This window comes from Acidicapsa borealis (genome assembly GCF_059115245.1).
In genome coordinates, this window is record NZ_JCACNY010000001.1 from 5,229,123 (window position 1) to 5,248,767 (window position 19,645).

At 58.8% G+C, this 19,645-nt stretch carries 19 protein-coding genes and 1 tRNA gene; 10 read left to right on the plus strand and 10 right to left on the minus strand.

The features are described from left to right. Positions 1 to 2: 2 nt before the first annotated feature. The 4 genes from AC5S27_RS21245 to AC5S27_RS21260 form a co-directional block, all read right to left on the minus strand. Entirely contained in the window at positions 3 to 497 is a 495-nt protein-coding gene (locus tag AC5S27_RS21245; RefSeq protein WP_493936560.1) for a VOC family protein, read from the minus strand. Further along, the gene (locus AC5S27_RS21250) at positions 487 to 840 is read right to left on the minus strand and encodes an ArsR/SmtB family transcription factor (protein ID WP_493936561.1); all 354 of its coding nucleotides are present in this window, start codon (positions 838 to 840) and stop codon (positions 487 to 489) included. Before AC5S27_RS21250 ends, AC5S27_RS21245 begins: the two co-directional genes overlap by 11 nt. Positions 841 to 947: 107 nt before the next feature. After that, entirely contained in the window at positions 948 to 1,178 is a 231-nt protein-coding gene (locus AC5S27_RS21255; protein WP_493936562.1) for a hypothetical protein, read from the minus strand. A gap of 32 nt (positions 1,179 to 1,210) precedes the next feature. After that, positions 1,211 to 1,286 (minus strand) — tRNA-Cys (locus AC5S27_RS21260). A 300-nt stretch (positions 1,287 to 1,586) separates the two neighbouring features. Between AC5S27_RS21260 and AC5S27_RS21265 the strand changes: the two genes are divergently transcribed. From AC5S27_RS21265 to AC5S27_RS21275, 3 genes are all read left to right on the plus strand, one after another. Further along, a complete protein-coding gene (locus AC5S27_RS21265) occupies positions 1,587 to 2,537 on the plus strand; it encodes a PhzF family phenazine biosynthesis protein (protein ID WP_493936563.1) in 951 nt (316 codons plus the stop codon). Positions 2,538 to 3,169: 632 nt separating this feature from the next. Then, entirely contained in the window at positions 3,170 to 3,619 is a 450-nt protein-coding gene (locus tag AC5S27_RS21270) for a response regulator (RefSeq protein WP_493936564.1), read from the plus strand. Positions 3,620 to 3,664: 45 nt separating this feature from the next. Further along, on the plus strand, positions 3,665 to 4,345 hold the full coding sequence (locus tag AC5S27_RS21275; protein WP_493936565.1) for a MarC family protein: 681 nt from the start codon (positions 3,665 to 3,667) through the stop codon (positions 4,343 to 4,345). Here the strand turns inward: AC5S27_RS21275 and AC5S27_RS21280 are convergent. The 4 genes from AC5S27_RS21280 to AC5S27_RS21295 all read right to left on the minus strand — a co-directional run bounded on the left by AC5S27_RS21280 (position 4,342) and on the right by AC5S27_RS21295 (position 11,429). Continuing rightward, on the minus strand, positions 4,342 to 4,704 hold the full coding sequence (locus AC5S27_RS21280; RefSeq protein WP_493936566.1) for a nuclear transport factor 2 family protein: 363 nt from the start codon (positions 4,702 to 4,704) through the stop codon (positions 4,342 to 4,344). The two genes, AC5S27_RS21275 and AC5S27_RS21280, sit on opposite strands and share 4 nt — an antisense overlap. Next, entirely contained in the window at positions 4,701 to 6,887 is a 2,187-nt protein-coding gene (locus AC5S27_RS21285) for a S9 family peptidase (protein WP_493936567.1), read from the minus strand. The genes AC5S27_RS21280 and AC5S27_RS21285 overlap by 4 nt, the downstream gene beginning before the upstream one ends. A 265-nt stretch (positions 6,888 to 7,152) precedes the next feature. Further along, positions 7,153 to 8,793 (minus strand): DHA2 family efflux MFS transporter permease subunit, encoded by a 1,641-nt coding sequence (locus AC5S27_RS21290; RefSeq protein ID WP_493936568.1) that lies wholly within the window; start codon positions 8,791 to 8,793, stop codon positions 7,153 to 7,155. A 152-nt stretch (positions 8,794 to 8,945) separates the two neighbouring features. Further along, positions 8,946 to 11,429 (minus strand): ABC transporter permease, encoded by a 2,484-nt coding sequence (locus AC5S27_RS21295; RefSeq protein WP_493936569.1) that lies wholly within the window; start codon positions 11,427 to 11,429, stop codon positions 8,946 to 8,948. Between the two features lie 306 nt (positions 11,430 to 11,735). On the opposite strand from AC5S27_RS21295, the gene AC5S27_RS21300 reads away from it, so the two are divergent. Further along, complete coding sequence (locus tag AC5S27_RS21300; RefSeq protein ID WP_493936570.1) at positions 11,736 to 12,545, plus strand: zinc ribbon domain-containing protein; 810 nt, start codon at positions 11,736 to 11,738, stop codon at positions 12,543 to 12,545. Positions 12,546 to 12,573: 28 nt separating this feature from the next. Next, complete coding sequence (locus tag AC5S27_RS21305) at positions 12,574 to 13,131, plus strand: 5' nucleotidase, NT5C type (RefSeq protein ID WP_493936571.1); 558 nt, start codon at positions 12,574 to 12,576, stop codon at positions 13,129 to 13,131. A 112-nt stretch (positions 13,132 to 13,243) separates the two neighbouring features. On the opposite strand, the gene AC5S27_RS21310 is transcribed toward AC5S27_RS21305, so the two are convergent. After that, positions 13,244 to 14,020, minus strand: coding sequence for a helix-turn-helix domain-containing protein (locus AC5S27_RS21310; RefSeq protein WP_493936572.1), 777 nt, complete (start codon positions 14,018 to 14,020; stop codon positions 13,244 to 13,246). A 135-nt stretch (positions 14,021 to 14,155) separates the two neighbouring features. Between AC5S27_RS21310 and AC5S27_RS21315 the strand changes: the two genes are divergently transcribed. From AC5S27_RS21315 to AC5S27_RS21335, 5 genes are all read left to right on the plus strand, one after another. Beyond that, positions 14,156 to 15,097, plus strand: coding sequence for a TIGR01777 family oxidoreductase (locus tag AC5S27_RS21315; RefSeq protein ID WP_493936573.1), 942 nt, complete (start codon positions 14,156 to 14,158; stop codon positions 15,095 to 15,097). 61 nt (positions 15,098 to 15,158) lie between these two features. Further along, positions 15,159 to 16,301, plus strand: coding sequence for a fibronectin type III domain-containing protein (locus AC5S27_RS21320; RefSeq protein WP_493936574.1), 1,143 nt, complete (start codon positions 15,159 to 15,161; stop codon positions 16,299 to 16,301). 12 nt (positions 16,302 to 16,313) lie between these two features. Further along, positions 16,314 to 17,114 (plus strand): fumarylacetoacetate hydrolase family protein, encoded by an 801-nt coding sequence (locus tag AC5S27_RS21325; protein WP_493936575.1) that lies wholly within the window; start codon positions 16,314 to 16,316, stop codon positions 17,112 to 17,114. A gap of 160 nt (positions 17,115 to 17,274) precedes the next feature. Beyond that, complete coding sequence (locus AC5S27_RS21330) at positions 17,275 to 18,267, plus strand: transaldolase (RefSeq protein ID WP_493936576.1); 993 nt, start codon at positions 17,275 to 17,277, stop codon at positions 18,265 to 18,267. A 275-nt stretch (positions 18,268 to 18,542) separates the two neighbouring features. Further along, the gene (locus AC5S27_RS21335; RefSeq protein WP_493936577.1) at positions 18,543 to 19,091 is read left to right on the plus strand and encodes a hypothetical protein; all 549 of its coding nucleotides are present in this window, start codon (positions 18,543 to 18,545) and stop codon (positions 19,089 to 19,091) included. Positions 19,092 to 19,097: 6 nt separating this feature from the next. On the opposite strand, the gene AC5S27_RS21340 is transcribed toward AC5S27_RS21335, so the two are convergent. Beyond that, positions 19,098 to 19,445 (minus strand): VOC family protein, encoded by a 348-nt coding sequence (locus tag AC5S27_RS21340; protein ID WP_493936578.1) that lies wholly within the window; start codon positions 19,443 to 19,445, stop codon positions 19,098 to 19,100. Between the last annotated feature and the right edge of the window lie 200 nt (positions 19,446 to 19,645).

Below are 19,645 nucleotides of genomic sequence, written 5' to 3' on the forward strand. Positions count from 1 at the left end.
TCCTACCTTTTCGATTGACCGGTAAATGCACGCATCCGGCTATCGACCTCAGCCGGCGTCAAGACTTCCTTCACCTGCGTCATTGCCCATACATGGCCAAACGGGTCGCGAACCCAGCCATAGCGGTCGCCCCAGAACATGTCGGTCGGCGGCAGTGCGGGAATGGCGCCCTGATCTATGGCACGTTTATAAGCGGCGTCCACGTCAGGGACACCGATCTGGAAGACGCAGGTCGAGCCGGAAAGTGTCTCCGGCGAAGCCAGCAGCGCGCCTTCGACGCGTTCACCACGCTGGGCTGGCTCCTCAGTGGAGACCTGAACCAGCGAGTCCCAAAGGCGTAGATGAATGTGTTCTCCGACGCCCGATGGCGATGGAGAGCGATACAAGATCGTCGCCCCGAAGGCATTCTGATAAAAGCCTACGGCCTCCGCAGCATCGCGCACCACCAGATGCGGAACAATCACTCCTGGTGCAGGAACCGAGCCTTCAACGGCCATCGGAACCTCCCTGCTTCTGTCCGGTTTTTGAGGAGGACTCGGTGGATGTAAAGGACCAGGCGTGGCCAGCCGGATCGATCAGCCTGCGGTAGGGTGCAGACCAGTCGAGCACTGCCTTCAAAGGCGCGGGAGTGAGCCTGTAGCGCTGCTCAAGCCCGGCCCGCTCAGCGACGACCAGCTGTGCTTCGCGCAGTTCCTTCAAGTGCTGCGAGATGGCTGGTTGCGACATGTCGAACTCCGCGGTCAGCTCCTTCACGGAACGCGTGGAGACAGACAGCAGCGCCAAAATCTCGCGGCGTGCGGGATGGGCGATTGCTTTGAAGACAGCGTCAGTCGCCAGCATAAGAAAATCCTTGTGGGCAGACTACATAAGTATTCTCTTATACACAAGAGCAATTATGAAATGAGTTGAAATATCTGGCGATTCTGGAACACGATCAAAATAAACAGCTAGCTGTCCTTGCGATAGAGCAGGTTGCGCATGGCGTTGCGGCGCTCTTCGTTGGCTTCGGCGAGGGCTTTGCGCTCGATGGCATCCATCGGCTGCTTGCCGCCGGCATCGGGTGCTTCGGAATTTTCGGGGTCGCTGCACTCCGGGCAGCGGTTGGCAAAGCCGGGCTTGTCGGGCTTTAATTCGAACTCTTCAGAACAGACGACACAGGTACGTATAGGGAAAGGCATAACAGCTCTATTGTATTGGAACCGCAATGTCTTGGAGCACCGGGCGGGAATTGAACCCGCGAATACTGGTTTTGCAGACCAGCGCGTTAGCCACTTCGCCACCGGTGCTCATTCTGCTGCCGACCTGATTGCTGCCAGCGTTTGCAAGGTAGAACTCTATCAAAACTCCCGCCATAAACTAAAAACCCACCTCGCTTGGTAGCGGGTGGGGCGACTGAGTCTGACTCGAAAATCTGGAATCAATACCTCAGTATTCGCCCACGCCACAGTACCGTGCGCAACAGCAGCAGCACAGACAGGACGGGTTGCATACGGAAGTCTTCATTCTTTCACTTTCTTTACCGGCGACGCTAACTTCTCCGTCAACCGATATCCGTAGACTAGAGAGATTGGCTGGAGGTGTCAAGAGTGGGCAATAGTGATTTGATTCTCGATTATTTTGTTCTGGATGTGTTCAGCGAACGTCGGCTAGCTGGCAACCCCCTCGCGGTGGTGCTCAATCCTGGCACGCTGACGACGGAGATGATGCAGGCGATTGCCCGTGAGACAAACCTTTCAGAGACGACCTTTGTCGAGCGCCGCTCCGCTGACATCGAGCGCCAGGAAGGAGTGCGAGCACGTATTTTCACAACCGACGAAGAGCTGCCCTTTGCTGGGCATCCGACTCTTGGCACCGCGAGCCTGTTGCGGGCCATCGCGCCGGAGTGCGTGATCGACAACACGGTCACACTGGCGCTCAATGTAGGCCCGGTGCCGGTACGCTTTGAACCGCAAGTCGCGGGTGCTCCGGAGTGGCCTGTTCGCGGCGAGATGACGCAGCGGGATCCGGAGTTCGGCGCGATTCTCGACCCCGTCGAGGTAGCCGCGCTGACCGGGCTTTCCGTCGAAGACTTCGACCCTGCGCATCCCATCCGCGTCAGCTCGACAGGCACTGCTTTCGCAATCGTGCCGCTGCGGTCAGCTGAGGCCCTCGCAAGGCTTCGCGTACGTCAGGACGAGGCTACGGCCTATCTGCGGGTCAAGGGAGCGCGCTGGTTTTATGTGCTGGGACCGGAATCAAGTTCCCCTGAGGGGGAATTTCCGCAGTGGCGCGCTCGCATGCAGTTCAACGGTGGCGAAGATCCGGCAACCGGTTCCGCGGCTGGTTGTGCGATCAGCTACCTGGTATTTTCCGGCGCCGTTGCGCCCGATCAAACCATCCATGTACGCCAGGGGGTAGAGATGCTGCGGCCCAGCGATCTCTTCCTCTCCGCTGGTTTACGCGACAGAAATTCAGTGGCACATGAACGCGAGGTTACAAATGTGCGCGTAGGTGGAAGCACAATTCTCGTTGCAAAAGGGCAGCTTTTCCTGCCGTGATGCACATGCTTTCAACAGGCTCCACAGGGCTCAAGGTGTTGCGAACATGAGCGCTTAGGCGAAATCCGCAGATCCACTGGGAATTCCACACTGCGGTTTCGCCTGTTGTTCCCTGTTGCACTGCCGGGTCTACGCCCGTAGTCTCGGAAAGCGTTGCAGAAGTCGAGCGAGCAAGCGAGCTGATTCTGCCTTTGGATTCACTCACAAACGAAAGTCGAACAGGAGCCACCACCAGCATTCCTCAGTCATTTTTCCGTGCCCATTCGGAGCATGGGACAACATCCTGCTAAACAAGATGTTGTCAGTGTCAGGCGGTAATCCCCCTTCCGCCCAGGCGCTCAACATGACCTAAGCGATGCGCTCATCTCCTATTCCCAGCAGGCACCGGACTCCAACCAGCCCAGGACCCGCGGCAATCTGTGCTCTGGCACGGACAGGAAATCCCTGTCTTTTCAGAGCCTGATGCAAACGCGGAGAAGGGTCGCGAGAGTTCCTGCGCCAAAAATCGGGCCCAAGCGCTGCCCAGATGCAGGTCTGTGGTCAGCAAGGAACCAAACGTGCCCCGAGAGACGAGCGATCGTCCGGGAGACACGGTGCAACACAAATTCCCCCTAAGGAGCAACTCCCAACTCATGCGGCCAAAGAAAACTATCCTCTGCGTAGACGACAACGAACAAACACTCTCTGTACGCAAGTTTCTGCTGGAAACACGCGGCTATCGCGTCCACACCGCGATCAACGGCCAAGAAGCCATCACGGTCTTCTCGTCAACGCAGATCGACCTCGTACTCACGGACCTGGGGCTGCCGCAGATGGATGGCAACCAGCTCATCGGCCATCTGAAGGAGATCTCTCCCGAGATTCCCATGATCCTCACCAGCGACACCGTGCGCGCCGGGGAGCGGCCACATCGCGCCGACGCCTTCCTCGCCAAGGGCTGCTGCTCGCCCGCCGATCTGATCGAGCGCATTCGCGTGATGAGCGCGCGCAAGCGGGGACCGCGAAAGGCGGTGCAGTCAGTCCCGGCGGCGCTCCCTGCCACCGTTCCGGTTCAGTTGTCGTTTACTGCGCAGGCCTCCTAGACGGAGCAGAGGCAGGTAGACTGTTCGAGTACGCGGAGAGCACGGATGCCGTTTGAATCCATCTACAACCACGTTTCCCTGATACTGGAAGCCTCGGTCCTGGTGATTGCGGCGCTCTTTCCGATCGTCAATCCGATCGGCAGCGCGGCCGTCTTTCTGACCATGGTGGACGGCATCAGCCGTGAGTTGCAGTGCCAGTTGTCCAAGCGCATCGCTATCTTCAGCTTCTTCCTGCTTTTTCTGTCGATGCTGGGCGGCGGCAAAATTCTCTCGTTCTTCGGCATCGCGCTGTATTCGGTGCAGATCGGCGGAGGATTGATTGTTGCCGCCAACGGCTGGAATCTGCTGACCAAGGACGCGCAGAAAGATTCCGCCGCTACGCCGAATCCCGAGGAAGTGCTGAACCAGGCCTTCTACCCGTACACGCTACCCATCACGGTCGGCCCGGGATCGATCTCTGTGGCCGTGGCGCTGGGTGCGCATCTTCCTACAGAGCTGCATGTAGCGTCGTTTGTATCGCCGTCACTCCTCGCGGCTTCGATTATCGGATGCGTGATCATCTCGCTGCTGGTTTACGTCTGCTATCGCTGGGCGCGGGCTGCGGCAAATATGCTTGGAAAATCCGGCACGACGGTGCTGATGCGGCTGTCGTCGTTCATCTCGTTCTGCATCGGTGTTCAAATCCTGACGAGCGGGATCCGCAGCTACATCCAGTCACTTCACTAGGGTTGCGGGACACGTGTTCCCTGGTGGAAGATTATCTTCCACTCGCCCTGCTGCTGGATCCAGAGTGAGCTTCGCAGGTTTGACCCACCTGGCCTGATGGCACGGTATGTGGCCAGAGCTACAAGAGGCGCGATCCTCTGCACTGTGAAGTTCTCGACGACTGGCGGTTCGAACTCTGGCTCCGTTGCCATCAGTTCAAGGATCGTCTCGCGGCTCCATACGCGCCCCGAGGCGCCAAACTCGCGGAAGTCTTCGGCCAGCAACGCTGCCACGGCCGAGCGGTCGTGACGAAAGACCGGGTCCATCAACTGCAGCTCAAGCCGCAGCAACTCTGCCGCAACTTCGTCTTCCGGAGTCATTTGGGTGCGTCTCCAGGAACCGGCTTAAGGTAAGTTTCAAACTGCGCGAAAATCCGCCCGAAGAGATGCGGACGAACCTCGTTGCCGGCGATCGAGTGCGTCTTGCGCGGATAGATCTGCAGGTCATAGGGAATGTTGTTCACGGTCAATTGCTGCACAAACTGCACTGTGTTCTGGATGTGCACATTGTCGTCGCCGGTGCCATGCACCAGCAGCAAGTGACCCTTGAGATTCGCCGCCGAGTTGACTACGGAGAAGTCCTTGTAACCGCCAGTAAACTGGGCCGGTTCGCTCATATAGCGTTCGGTGTAGATCGAGTCGTAGTTATGCCAGTCCGTCACCGGCGCTACGGCAACGCCGGCGCGAAAGCGGTCCGAGTGAGTCATGGCATAGAGCGTAAATGTGCCACCCCAGCTCCATCCCCACCACCCCTGGCGCCTGGCGTCCAGCTGCGGATACTTGGCCAGCGCGGCGTCAGCGACGGTCAGTTGATCTTCGAACTGCACTGCTCCAAAGTTGTGATACGCCGCCTGCGCAAAGTCCCGCCCACGCTGTGCTGTTCCTCGACCATCGGTGTGCAAAACGGCGAAACCATGCTGGGCGAGCAGCTGGTCAAAAAGAAAGCTGTCGCCGCCCCAGTGATCGGTCACGGTCATGATGCCAGGTCCACCGTAAGGGTTCAGGATCAGTGGCACGCTGGCCGCATCTTTCTTTCCTTCCGGCAGCAGTAGCGTGGCGTAGAGCGTTGACCCGTCGTGCGCTTTTACCTCAAGCTGTTCCGGCGCGCGCAGATGAAGTCCGTCGAGAGCCTTGGTCGAGTAGAAGACATGGCAGCCTGCGCCTATCCGGCAAAGGCTGGCGGTTGGCGGCGTAGTCAGGGTCGATACAGTATCCACGTATGCCCCGCCGGTCGGCGCAAAGTTGCCGGAGTGCGTGCCCGGCGAAGAGGTCAGAGCCTTGCTCTTACCGTCAAAGCTCACCTGCCAAAGCTGCTTCGCGCGCGGGTCTCCTTCATTGGAGGAGTAATACACCACCTTGCGAACCGCATCCACGCTCATCACATCATCGACGTCAAAGTCGCCGCGAGTAAGCTGGCGCATCAGCTTCGCGCTGCCGCCAAGCGGATTGTTCTGGTCATAGCTGTAGAGATAGAGATGCGTATGGCCATCTTCCCAACTGGTGAGGATGATCCTCTGGTCGCCGACTTCGACGTCGTACTTCTCATCCAAGAACTTCTCGTCTTTCTGCTCCAGGACCAGCTTTGCTTGACCCGTGGAGGCATCGGCGAAGTAGAGATTCAAGTGCTTGTGATCGCGTGACAGCGTACGAACCCATACCGTCTTGCGATCTACCCAGCCGAAGCGCGGAATGTAGTCGTCTCCTCCAGCGATGGGAAGCTTGACCCACACCGTCTTGCCGCCGCCCGCGCCCACAACACCCACGCGCACATCGGGGTTTGGATCGCCGGGCTGCGGGTACCGTTGCTTGTCGATCGTCGGGTGTACGGGAATCCAGTCGGTAATGGGATACTCGGGCACGTGGCTCTCATCCATCTGCAGGTAGGCCAACTTGCTCGAATCGGGCGACCAGAAGTAGTTGCTATGAACATCGAGCTCTTCTTCGTAAACCCAATCCACTGCCCCGTTTAGAATCGCTTCGTTGGTTGCCCCGGCAACAATCGTGGTGGGTGTGCCAACGTCCCGGAGGCGAATCACCGCTAGACCATGCACAGGACCCTGATTCTTGATAAACGAAAGCAGTCTGCCGTCCGGGGAGAACTTGGGGTCATCCCCAGAGCCGGCACCACTTTGACCAATATTGAGCCCGGTGCCTGTTTTCAAGTCGTAGAGCCACAGACGGCCGTTGCTGTCGAAGAGCAGATGCGCCGAGTCCGGTGCCCAGAGGTAGCTCGCCATGCCGTAGCGGTCGCGATGATCGCGGTCCTTCTCGTTGACCGAATCGTTGGAGAGCGATGCCAGCTTGGTGCGGCTGACGAGGATGTGCTCCTTGCCTGTGGTGGGGTCAAGATCTAGCAGTTCGCCACCATCTAGATAGGTAAGGTGGACGCCATCGGGAGACCATGTCAAGCCTTCCGGAGGACGTCCGGCCAGAGGCCCATGGCCGAAGATCTGGTCCACTGTCAGCTTTGTATAGGCGGCGAGCCGTGGAACCTGGGCGCGCACGAAGGACACTTGAACCGCTGAGAGAAACAACAAGCTCGCAAAAGACACAACCACTCGAGAGCGACGCAGAATCAATGGACAACCTCGTCAAAGTCGAACACGCAGACTGCAATCCTCCGGCAGAATCGCCAGCCGAGCTCCGCCTACGAAGGCAGTGTATCGCAGCGGGACCGACTCTCTGGCCTACTACTCGCTGAGGATCTCGATTGAGATTGGGGTGGTAAAGATTGTGTGCTTCGGAACGAGCAGCCGGGACAGCCGTGCCTCAATGCCCGCCGCCACCGCGACCGCCCTTCACCTTGGTCATCAGGAAGACGATGGGCACCATCAGAAGCATGGCGAGCGCGAAACACTTGATCACGTCGAGATAGGCCAGCATCGTTGACTGCTGGATGAGTTGCTGTGCGATGCTACCCTGCCCCATCATGCGTCCCTGCGTCATGGAGTACGCCATGCCTACCTTGTCGTGCAGGTATCGAGCAACCATATTCACGTCGTTTTGGATGGAGAGGGAGCTGCCGGTAAGGTGATCTCCAAGCCGGGTTTGATGATACTGCGCGCGCCGCGCGAGCACTGTCACCAGGAAGGCTGTGCCTACGCTGCCGCCGATGTTGCGCGCCAGGTTGGTAAGACCGCTGGCATCGTTGTTTTTGCCCGGCGGCACGGCGGCGAACGAAATGGTACTGATCGGCACAAATAGAAACGCCAGCCCCGACGCCTGAAAGACACGCAGCCAAGCCACGTAGCTGTAGCTCACCTGTAGGTCGAGCGTGAGCATCGTGAACAGGGCCACAGAGCACGACAGAAATCCATAGGCCACAAGGAAGCGTGCATCAACCTTGGCCACAAGGAACCCGACTAACGGCATCAACAGAATGATTCCCAGACCGCCGGGACTAATGACGAGTCCTGCCTGCTCCGCCGTATAGCCGAGCATGGACTGAACGAACTGCGGGATCAGCACGGTCGACCCAAACAGGCAGAAGCCCAGCACGAACATCAGGATGAACGAAATGGCGAAGTTGCGATTCTTGAAGAGCGTCAGATCAAGGATCGGCTTGTGCCCTGTTCGGATTTGCCGCAGCTCCCAGAGAATCAGCGTCACCAGCGACGTCGCGCACAGCACGATAAATGTCGTAATCAGCCGCGAGCCGAACCAGTCGTCTTCCTGCCCTTTGTCGAGCACGAATTCAAGTGATCCGAAGCCAACAGCCAGCAGCGAAAAGCCGAAGAAGTCCAGGTTCAGACCCTTCTTCTGCATCTCTTTCACTTCTTTCACAATGTGCGGCGGGTCTTCGACAATGCGGTTGGTCAGGAAGAGCGAGATGATCGCTACCGGCACATTGATGAAGAAGATCCATCGCCAGTCGAAGTTGTCCGTGATGTAGCCACCCAGCGTAGGTCCAATTGCCGGCGCGCAGACGACGGCTATGCCATAGATTGCAAAAGCCTTGCCTCGATCTTTAGGCTCGAAGGTATCGGCCAGGATCGCCTGCTCGCTGGGAGCCAGTCCGCCACCGCCCGCGCCCTGCAGGATGCGGAAGAAGATCAGCAGCGGCAGCGACGGCGCGAGCCCGCACAGAGCGGAGCTGATGCCGAACAGCAACACGCAGATCATGTAAAAGCGTTTGCGCCCAATGAACGTCGTCAGGTAGGCCGACATGGGCAGAATGACGGCATTGGCCACGAGATAGCTGGTCAGCACCCAGGTCGCTTCGTCTGAAGAAGCACCGAGTCCGCCGGCAATATGCGGCAGTGCCACGTTGGCAATCGAGGTATCGAGAACCTCCATGAACGTGGCCAGCGTGACGGTCAGGGCAACCGCCCAGCGATTCGCTCGGGGTTTCCATACCGTGACGGCCGGAGCCTGCATCGGCATCGGCGAACTCTGGGTGGCAGCACTCATGCGGGACTCAGTATAGAGACTCCGACATCGCCCAGGGATGCAGAATCTTATTCTGGTTCCGCCGGATGAAACCGGATCAAACTCGACCACGCGTTTCCCAATCCGGTCCTTCAGGAAACGGCCTGGTCAATCACCATGGTCGATCACGGAGATCAATCACCGCGCAAGGCATTCACTGGCTCAACCGTTGCCGCCCGTCGCGATGGCAGGTAGCACGCTACCCAGGCTATCCCGACAATCGCGGCCGTGATGGCGCCGTAGGTCAGCGGGTCGATCGGATTGACGTGAAACAGCAGCGATGACATCAACTGCATGACAGCCGCAGAAGTACCCAATCCGAACGCGACTCCGATGCCGGTCAGCAACAGACCATGACGGACAAACATGGCTGTGATCGACTGGCGCTGGGCGCCGAGAGCCATCCGGATGCCAATCTCGCGCGTCCGCTGCGAGACAGAATACGCAATCACTCCGTAGATGCCAATGAAGCCCAGCAATAACGCCATCCCCGCCGCAACGCACAGCATCACCAGGGTGAACGAAGTGCGGGCCATCGAACGCGTGTAGTAGTAGGCAAGCGTGTGTATGTCGTACAGCGGAACGTTGCTATTGAGCGACCAGACGGTCCGCTGCACCTCTTGCACTAGGCTTTCCGAGCCAGCCCGCTCTGTGCGCAGGATGTAGGAAATGCCGCGCCGCTCCTGCTCTGGCTGGCCCTCAAAATGTGCCGTATAAACAGGCCAGTACACCGCCGAGGGAGCAGGCTTATCGACGCCATCGTCGTACACATCGCGCGCTACGCCGATCACCTCGCGCCAATCGTCCATGGCGGCCACGCGAATTCGCTTACCAATCGCGTTCCTCGGATCGTGCCAGTACTCCCGAGCCAGATTTTCTGAAACGATGGCGACCGGCACTTTGTTGTATATCTCGTCCCAGGTGATGTCACGACCGGTAACCAGCGCCGTTCCAGCCGTCTTGAAGTAGCCCGGCGAGATGAATTTGAAGCGGCGAATCGGAGGCACCTCATTGTCGGCGTAGGCGCGATCCTGGGCATAGACGAGATCATTGGAACTGCTGCCGCTCATGGGAAGCGCGGTGTTGAACGCAACCGAGGTCACGCCGGGAATCGCTGCGAGCCGATTGAGGATCTCCTGCTCTCGGCGGGTAACCTGCACCGGGTCCTTCACCTCGGAGTCTGGAATATAGAGCCGGAAACTTTGCAGCTGATCCGGAGACGCGAAGCCCGGATCGACATGGGAAAGGGCGATGAAGGTCCGAATCATCAGTCCCGAGAAGATCAGCAGGACCAGAGCCAGCGCGACCTGCAGCACGACCAGCACGCTCCGCGCGCGGTGCTGTTCGCGGCTCTGGCTCTGCCCGCGACCGCCTTCACGAAGGCTGGCATTCAGTTGCGCCCCGGCGAACTTCAGTACCGGGATCGACCCGATCAGCAGGCTGGTAAATAACGCCAGTGCCAGCGTGAACAACAGAACCGCAGGATCGATGCCAATCTCATGGAGGCGCGGCAACCCGGTCGGCGCCACCGCTACGAGAACGCGCAGCGCGCCAAAGGCAATCGCGAGTCCAAGTGCACTCCCGGTCAAGCCTAGGACTACGCTCTCCATCAGCAGATCGCCTGCGATCCGCTTCCAGCCAGCGCCCAATGCTGAACAGATCGCCAACTCCTGCCGTCGGCCTTCCACGCGAACCAGCAGAAGATTCGCCACATTGGCGCACGCAATCAGGAGCACCGCACCGATTGAGCCCATCAGCACCCACAGCACCTTGCCCACGTCACCGACAACCTGCTGCTTGAGAGGACGCAGACTGGGTGCAATACCTGCACTCTCGAATATCTTGGCCGAGAAGCCATCCGGCGCGGGAAAGCTGCGAATCGCAATCGGCAGCAGCCGGCGCATATCAGCGCTTGCCTGCTCCATCGTCACACCGGGCTTCATCCGTGCCAGTGCCTCGAAGCTGAAGTTACCCAGCTTGGTCTTGTTGCGATCCCACTGCATGGGCATGTAAATTGCGCGATCTTCGGCGTCCAGAAACTGAAAGTTTTCGGGCAAAACGCCGATGATCTCGCGCGGAGTGCCGTCCACGGTGATCGAGCGGCCGATTACAGATCGGTCGCCACCAAACTTTTTCTGCCAATAGGCGTGCGAAATCAGCACCGTCGCGGCTCCAGCGGGAGAATCATCCCTTGGCGTAAAGAGTCTCCCCAGCACCGGCTGTGCGCCAAGAATCGGTAGCGTGCCGCTGGTCACATCCATGCCCTGCACGTGCTCTGGCTCTCCAGCACCTGTAATCGTCACGGAATCGCCCGTGTAAGCGCCGATATCCTCAAGCGTTGTGCTTTGCTCGCGATCAATGAAGTAGACAAAGGGCGCCATGTTCAGATCTTTGATTCCGATCCCGGGCGCAGTGTGCCACACGGCGATCAGCTGTTCCGGATGCGGATAGGCCAGTGGCTTGAGCAGCACGCCCTCGAGCACGCTGAAGATGATCGTGTTCGCGCCCACGCCAACCGCGAGAGTTACCAGCGTGACGATAGTGAACATCGGCGTGCGTCCCAACTTGCGCACGGTGTGCTTCAGCCGGTCTAGAAAGACAGAGTTAGAAATGGACATGACACTACCTCACCCTCGCGCTGGTACGGAATCAAAAATGGAAAAGTTCCCAAGAATCTTCGGAAGCGAGACGATGCTTGCCGCAACTTGTAGCGCGTTATGGCCAGGTCCAGCCGGAAAGTGCCGGATGCCGGGTCGACGTCTCTCCCACGCGCCTCTACTCTTTGATCCGCAGAAATTCCTCAATCCGGATGCAAGGCGACACGATTTTTTCTACCGATGTTGCCAAGGAGCCGCCGTCGTCCATGTACGACCACCCGTACGCCCGACCCTGGTCCCGCGACTTTGCTACACTTTGGTTCACGCATGAATCAATTAGCGGACGAGACAAAACGGCTGGTCCGGTTGCAGGCAGTGGAGCTGGAACGCACACGCCTCACCGGTGCTCTCAAGGCCCTGCCCGGCGAGGTAGCCGTCGCTGAAAAGCAGCTGCAAGCCGCGCAAAAGCGCGTCAGCGACGCCGAAGCCGGGCTGAAGCGCGAAGAGCTCTCCCGCGCCAGCCTGGAACTCGAAGTCGCCAGCCTGCGCACCAAGGCAGCCCGCTTCCGCAAGCAGCTCGACGACGCGGCAAACGCCTCCCAGGCACAGGCCTTCGAGCATCAGATCGCCTTCGCGGAGACGGAAATCAGCCGCCTTGAAGACAACGAGCTCGCCAGCATGGAGCACACGGAACATCTAGAAGCGGAACGCTCCAAGGCCATTGAGCTAGCCGCGAAGCTGACCGAGACAGTCGGTCTGATCCGTGCCCGCGTCGGTGAGCAGGATCTCGAATTCCGGGAGCAGCTGGCTTTTCTCAAGACCGAGCGCGAAGCACTGCGCAAGGAGTTGATGAACTTCGAAGACGGCGCCCGCCTGGCCCACTTCGAACGAATCGCCCTGGCCAAAGGCACCGGCCTTGCCCGCGCCGTCGGGCAGCAGTGCTCCGGATGCCGCATGGGGATTCGCCCGCAGGTGTGGAATCAGCTTCGCGACGGCCTGGTTCTCCCCTGCGAATCCTGCAGCCGCATTCTCTACTTTGACCCCGCGATGGAACCGGAACCAGCACGGCCGAAATCCGCACAACCGGCTACGGATGTAAGCGGAGTCAGCATTCAACGCAAGCAGTCAGGCACCTGAATTCCCGCAACCCACAGGACAAAATCAATTGCTGCGAATTTGTGTAGATATGGATGAGGTGATGGCCGACACGCTGGCCGAACACCTCCGCCGTTATAACGAAAAATTTGACGAACAGATCATCACCGACGATCTATGGGGCAAAGGCCTCTGGGACGTAGTCGCTCATGACCGCCAGGCAGACCTGCGCGCCCTGCTCGATGCCGAGGACTTTTTCGAAGACCTGCCGGTGATGCCGGATTCTCAACAGGTTCTGCGCGAACTCTCTGAGCGGTACGAAATCTTCATCGCTACCGCAGCGATGACGGTGCCCAACTCATTCGGCCCGAAGTACCGCTGGCTTCAGCGGCATTTCCCGTTCCTGCCGCCGACACATTATGTCTTCTGCGGCCACAAGAGCATCCTGCGCGCTGACTACCTGATTGACGACATGCCGCGCAATCTCGATCGATTCACCGGCACCGGAATCCTCTATTCGGCGCCTCACAATCTGGCTGCCGAGGGCTATATACGTGTCGCCAATTGGGAGGAAATCGCCACTTATTTCGCCGACCATCAGAAGCCGCTGCAGGGTATCCGTCTCTAGCTGCCGGGTCCACCACTCAGCTGTAGAAAGAACAACCCCACCAACTCCAGAATGGAATTGGTGGGGTTGAGCGAATTGAGTCCGGCTCGCAAAAATTTGCTCTGCAGATCGTTTAGTAGGAACTGCCGCGCGCTGCACCGGCTCCGTTTGTCGAAACCGCAGGAATTCCAGGCCGCACCGGCGCACCCGGGATACCGCGATTTGCCATCGTCGTGCCCAGCGGGCGCAACTGCATCGTCGGCTGCGCAGGTGGCGCCTGATGCATCGTCACGATGAGCGCTACCGCAGGAGTCTTCCCAGCGCAAAGATAGGCATGCGGCGTGCTGGCATCAAAGTAGACTGCGTCGCCACACTCCATCTGCGAAACCAGATCGCCATGACGAATTTCGAGCTCACCCTGAAGCACATACAAAAATTCGTAACCGGCGTGTACATGCGGACGAATATCCTGGCTCTTTTTGAGCGGCACGAATTCGGCGAAATATGGGTCCATCAGCCGATCCGGCACTTGGTATCCGAGACTTTCGAAGAAATACGTCGGATCATCGACACCGGTTTGGGGCAGGCGCACACGTTCCTTGCGACGATGCACACGGAATAGAGCCTGTGGTTCAGCTTCGAAGAAATAGGTCAAATCCTTCGAGAAGACCATGGCGATGCGTGCAAGGTTGCGCAGAGTCGGCACCACACGTCCGGTCTCCAGTTGCGAGAGAAAGCTGGCGGAAAGGCCCGTATGCCGGCCTAACTCGACCAATCCCATGGATTTTTTCAATCGCAAGCGTTTGATGCGTTCGCCAATATGCTTTTCGGCAATAAACTGCTCAGCAGTTTCAGAATCAATCTGTGGGGTCATTAAGGCGTCGGTCGGGATCGTGGCGGCTTCGGTCATGGGTTTTCTCTTCGTCTCCAATTCATAGATGCAGACTGGCCCGGTTTTGTTGCTTAAATCAAAAGTATTTCCTGTCTCACCAAAATCATCCTACACCTGTTTTGCATCTACAAGAGGAACGTGAGGAATTTCAATATGGATTTGCGATTTTCAGCTCCAAAGCGGATTCTTCTTAGCGGCGCCTCCGGGATGCTGGGCTCTGCAATCGACAAAGCACTCTGGGAGCAGGGACTCGAAACGCTTCGCCTGGTGCGTGGTGAACCCAAAGCTCCCAATGAACTTCGCTGGAACCCAGCTGCTCCGGGTGGCGACCTGGACGCTGTGCGCCTGAAAGAGCTCGAAGGCCTCTCCGCTGCCATTCATCTCTCTGGAGCCAACGTCTCCACCCGGCGCTGGACTGCCAGCTATAAGAAAGAGATGCAGGAAAGCCGTGTGACGACCACACGCACCCTATCGGAGGCGCTCGCCCGACTCAAAACGCCACCCTCAGTACTGGCAAGCGCCTCCGCTGTCGGCTTCTACGGGAATCGCGGCGACGAAATCCTAGACGAGGACTCTGCCCCGGGTAGCGGATACTTTCCCCACCTTTGCCAGGAATGGGAAGCTGCGGCGCAGCCCGCAGCGGATGCCGGAATCCGGGTTGTGCATGCGCGCTTCGGCGTGGTCCTGGGGCCGGATGGCGGCGCTCTCGCTCGTCTGGTGCCGATGTTCAAGATGGGTGCAGGCGGCAAGCTCGGCAACGGACGCCAATGGATGAGTTGGATAAGTGAAGCCGACGCTGTCGCTTCTGTGCTCTTCGCCATCGAGAATTCGGCAATCACTGGAGCCTTCAACGCCGTCGCTCCCGAACCGGTGACCAATGCCGAATTCACCCGCCAGCTCGGTCACGCTCTGCATCGGCCAACGATCATGACAGCTCCGGCCTTCGCATTGCGTTTGGCCTTCGGCGAGATGGCGGACGAAGCTCTGCTCTCCAGTACCCGCGCTATTCCTGTACGCCTCCCCGCCGCCGGATTCCGCTTCCGTCATCCCGACTTACGTTCCGCACTTGCGGCGGCACTCGCGAAGAGAAATTGACCGGCATCGTCGTGTTCATGCCTGTCTCTCATACCTGCTTGGATTCGGTAGACTGGGACGAATGAGCTTCACCCCCAAACTCTGCGCAGCCGGCCTGGCCCTTGCTGCGATCGTATCGATCACCGGCTGCGGAACTCCCGGCGCTCCGCAGCCGCCTTCGCTCCACCTGCCCGAGCCAGTAGCCGATCTCGTTGCAACTCGCACAGGCAACACGGTGACTTTGCATTGGACCATGCCCAAACGGACCACCGACCGCCTCCTGCTTACCTCCGCCATCAAGGGCAAGATTCCCACGCGCATCTGCCGCCGCGAAGCCGCCTCTGACCCCTGCCAGCCGGTTGGCGATACAGCCTTTGACCCCAGCGCGAAAGCCGAATTTCAGGACACTTTGCCGGCGCCGCTGGGCTCGGGTGCGATTCGGCCGCTCCTTTACTATGTGGAACTTCGCAACAAGTCGGGTCCAACAGGCCGCTCCGCAGGATTGTCGAATCCGGCGACTGTCCCCGCAGGATCTGCCCCGGCAACCATCGTGAAGCTTGCCGCACAAGCTCGGACGGACGGCGTCGTTATCAGCCTCTCCGGAACCGGCGAAACAGCAGAAGGAGCGACCACGATCCGTCTGCACCGGCGCCTGCTCACCCCGCAGGCGAAAGCCGAGAAATCCGGAAACGCCCTCATGAGTACGCCAACAGAGCCAGCGGTCCGGGACCTGCTGGTGGATATCCCGGCCGGCCAGCCTCTGCGGACTCTCGACGCCAGCGCCCAGTTCGGCATGACCTACGAATACACCGCGCAGCGCGTTCGGACATTGACCATATCCGGCCAGTCCCTCGAACTCGCAGGAGAACCTTCGCTGCCGGTAAAGATTTTCGTGGAAGACACCTTCCCGCCGGCGGTTCCCAGCGGACTCGCCGCCGTTGCCGTTCCAGACGAGAAAAGCATCGATCTTTCGTGGCAGCCGGACACCGAGGCTGACCTGGCCGGATACGTCGTCTATCGCATCCAGGTAGGTGAACCTGAAAATGGAAACGGCCAAGCCGACTGGATTCGTATCTCCGGCGCACAGCCCGTCCCCAGCCCTGACTACCGTGACCCCTCTGTGCAGCCCGGCCGGTCTTACCGCTATGCCGTCAGCGCGATCGATCAGACCGGCCACGAGAGCAAGCGTTCCGCCGAGGCGCAGGAATCCATTCCGAACAAATAGAGGATCAAGAACATGAAATATTGCCGTCTCCAGACTGAGAGTGGCCCGCAATTCGGTGAGGTACAGGAACGCGACGGCGAACTGTGGGTCGTCCGCCTGCTGTCGCCGAAGGCTGAAAGTGCGACTGGATCCATCCCTCAATTTGAGCCAAGAAAGCTGAGCGAATGCGAATTACTGGTACCCGTCGAGCCAACCAAAATCATCTGCGTAGGCCGCAACTACCGCGATCATGCCAAAGAGCTCGGCAACGAAGTTCCCGCTGAACCTCTGCTCTTTTTCAAGCCGCTGTCCTCTATGCTTTCTCAGGGAGGAGTCATTCGTGCCCCCAAAGTTTCGGAGCGCGTCGACTTTGAGGGGGAACTCGCAGTCATCATTGGCCGTCAGGCCCGCAAGCTCCACCGCGACGATGATCTCGCTCCGTATATCCACGGTTTCACGCTCGCCAATGACGTCACCGCCCGCGACCTCCAGAAGAAAGACGGCCAGTGGACGCGGGCCAAAGGCTTCGATACGTTCTGCCCCGTTGGCCCCATCGTGGACACCTCAATCACCCTCGAGGATGTGAGCGCGGGCCTCGTACTTGAAACCCACGTGAACGGCGAGCTCCGCCAGCACGGCTCAACCGCAGACTTCATTTTCACGCTGCCTGTTCTGCTCGAATACATCACCGCCGCCATCACCCTCGAACCTGGCGACCTGCTGCTCACCGGCACGCCTGCGGGTGTGGGTCCGCTCCTATCGGGCGACATGGTTGAAGTCAGCATCCCCAGCTTCGGACGGCTCAGCAATTCCGTTTTGTCCGAAGAAGGGTGATTTCCAGATAAATTTTGGGCTGCGAGGCAAAGTACCGCCCCCTAAACCTCTTCCCACGCATCGAAACAGGGGTAGACTTTGAGGCGTAGACTAGGATTTCCGGGGCATTCTGCCCGAAAGTTTTGCCGCCGCAACCGATTCCCATCCCCTGGAGGATTACATGTCGAAGACTTTACTTGAACAATTACGCGAAATGACGATCGTCGTAGCCGACACTGGCGACATGGAGGCGATGGAGAAGTTTCGCCCCCAGGATGCCACCACCAACCCCTCGCTGATCACCGCCGCTTCGCAGATGCCGCAATACCAGCCCATCGTGGACGGCGTGTTGCAGGAAGCTCTCAAGGAACTCGGCGACAGCGCCGATGAGAAGGCCGTCGCCAATCTCGCCTTCAAGCGGCTCGCTGTGGCCTTCGGCAAGAAGATTCTGGCCATCGTTCCAGGCCGCGTCTCGACCGAAGTCGATGCCCGCCTGAGCTATGACACCCAGGCCACCATTGACCAGGCCCGCGAAATCATCGACCAGTACGACAAGGCGGGTATTGGCCGCGATCGCGTTCTGATCAAGATCGCTTCCACATGGGAAGGCATCAAGGCTGCTGAGATTCTCGAGAAGGAAGGCATTCATTGCAACCTGACCCTGCTCTTCGGTCTGCACCAGGCCATCGCCTGCGCGGAAGCCGGCGTCACGCTGATCTCGCCCTTCGTCGGTCGCATTCTCGACTGGTACAAGAAGGACACCGGCAAGGACTACCAGGGCGCGGATGATCCTGGCGTCAAATCCGTCACCGCCGTTTACAACTACTACAAGAAGTTTGGATACAAGACGGTCGTGATGGGAGCCAGCTTCCGCAACATCGGAGAAATCAAGGAACTGGCTGGCTCTGACCTGCTGACCATTTCGCCGAACCTGCTCGCAGAGCTGGACTCCACGGAAGCCGATCTGCCGCGCAAGCTCGATCCAGAAGTTGCCAGGAAGCTCGACATCCAGAAGATCGAAGTCGACCACGACACTTTCGTCAAGATGCACGCAGCCGATCGCATGGCCACCGACAAGCTCGCCGAAGGCATCAAGGGCTTCAGCGAAGCGTTGGAAAAGCTGGAAAACCTGCTCGCCAAGCGCCTCACCGAAATCCAGACCGTTACCGCGTAAGAGCTTTCTTTAGTCCAAGTACGAACAAGAGAGGTGGCCGGACCAGCGGCTACCTCTCTTTTCTTTGCTGGCCATCCGAGTTGACTCTGATGGCACTCCGTCCTGTCATCTGCTAACAAATTCCCTCCGTGCTATTGCGCTCGCGAGATTTTCCGATAATCTCTGTGTCAACAGAATGTAAACATGTGGCGGAAGATGTGCATTCGACATCCTCCGTAATACCGTTCCGAACGTTCAACAGGGTCCCCACTCTGCTCGATTTTCAGGAGGCGTGTATGCAAACGGAAGCTCATCCACTCGAACCCTTCTTCCAGCAAGTCGTCCGCAACAGCTATGCCGGGAAACTCGGCATTAACGACTCGGTTATCACCAATTACGTTGCTAAGCTGCTCTGCGAATTCTCGGAATCCGACAAGCTCTACAAGGTGCGCGACGAGAATGGCAAGCCTCTACTGACCCTCGAAGAGATGGTGCGCGCCGCCGACCCCGTCCACGGTACCGCAACCTCGTTTGACGCCGAGCGAGCCGTCCGTAAGCACATCGGCGACTACGCTCTTTTCGTCTCAGGAATGTACCCGGAGTCGCTCGAAGTCTCCGCGCCGTTCCGGCGACGACACGGCCAGCAGAGCTTCGATCAGCTCGTTTCGGCCGGCAAAGAGAGCTACTACATCGTCAGCCAGTTCGACGTGGAGGAATACGCCGACGAAGCGCCGATGTTCCGGCGCCTCTCCGGCTGGTTCGACCGGTGCATCTATGGCCTGCGTCTGGTTCGCGACGAGCTGACCCACGGCAAACCAGGTTTCCTGCCCGCTCGCGTGAACTGAAGCGGATCAGAGAGACCAAACTCCGAGTACATTCCCGGTGCCGTCGGCAAAGTGAAAGCGCCGCCCGCCGGGAAACTCAAAGATCGGGGCAACAATCGTCCCGCCAGCATCGGTAACAGCCCTTTCGGTAGCCGCCAGATCGGTCGAATACAACACGACAAGCGGTCCGCCCGTCTTGGGCTCGCCTTTCACGAAGCCGCCGTCAATGCCCAGCCCGGTAAAGCTGATGTACTCCGGACCCCAGTCCTCGAAGCTCCATCCAAAGACCTTTGAATAGAACTCCTTCGTCGTCGGAATGTCTGAAGCGGTGAACTCGATGTAGTTGATCTTGTGATGATTGGCAGAGGTGCTCATACTCTCTCCTTGACCCGCAAAAGGTTGGATGCGTTCGATCCAACGCGAGGTCTGGTCAACAGCGCTGAGGACAAAGGAGGGGTGTGCGGCGGACCTGCGATATGAGACGCCGCAAACACACCTTCCCCGGTGTGCTCTCGAAGCGCCTCCATCCACACCCTCTCAAGAGCGGGAGAGTGCAGGTATAGCCTGCTGATTCC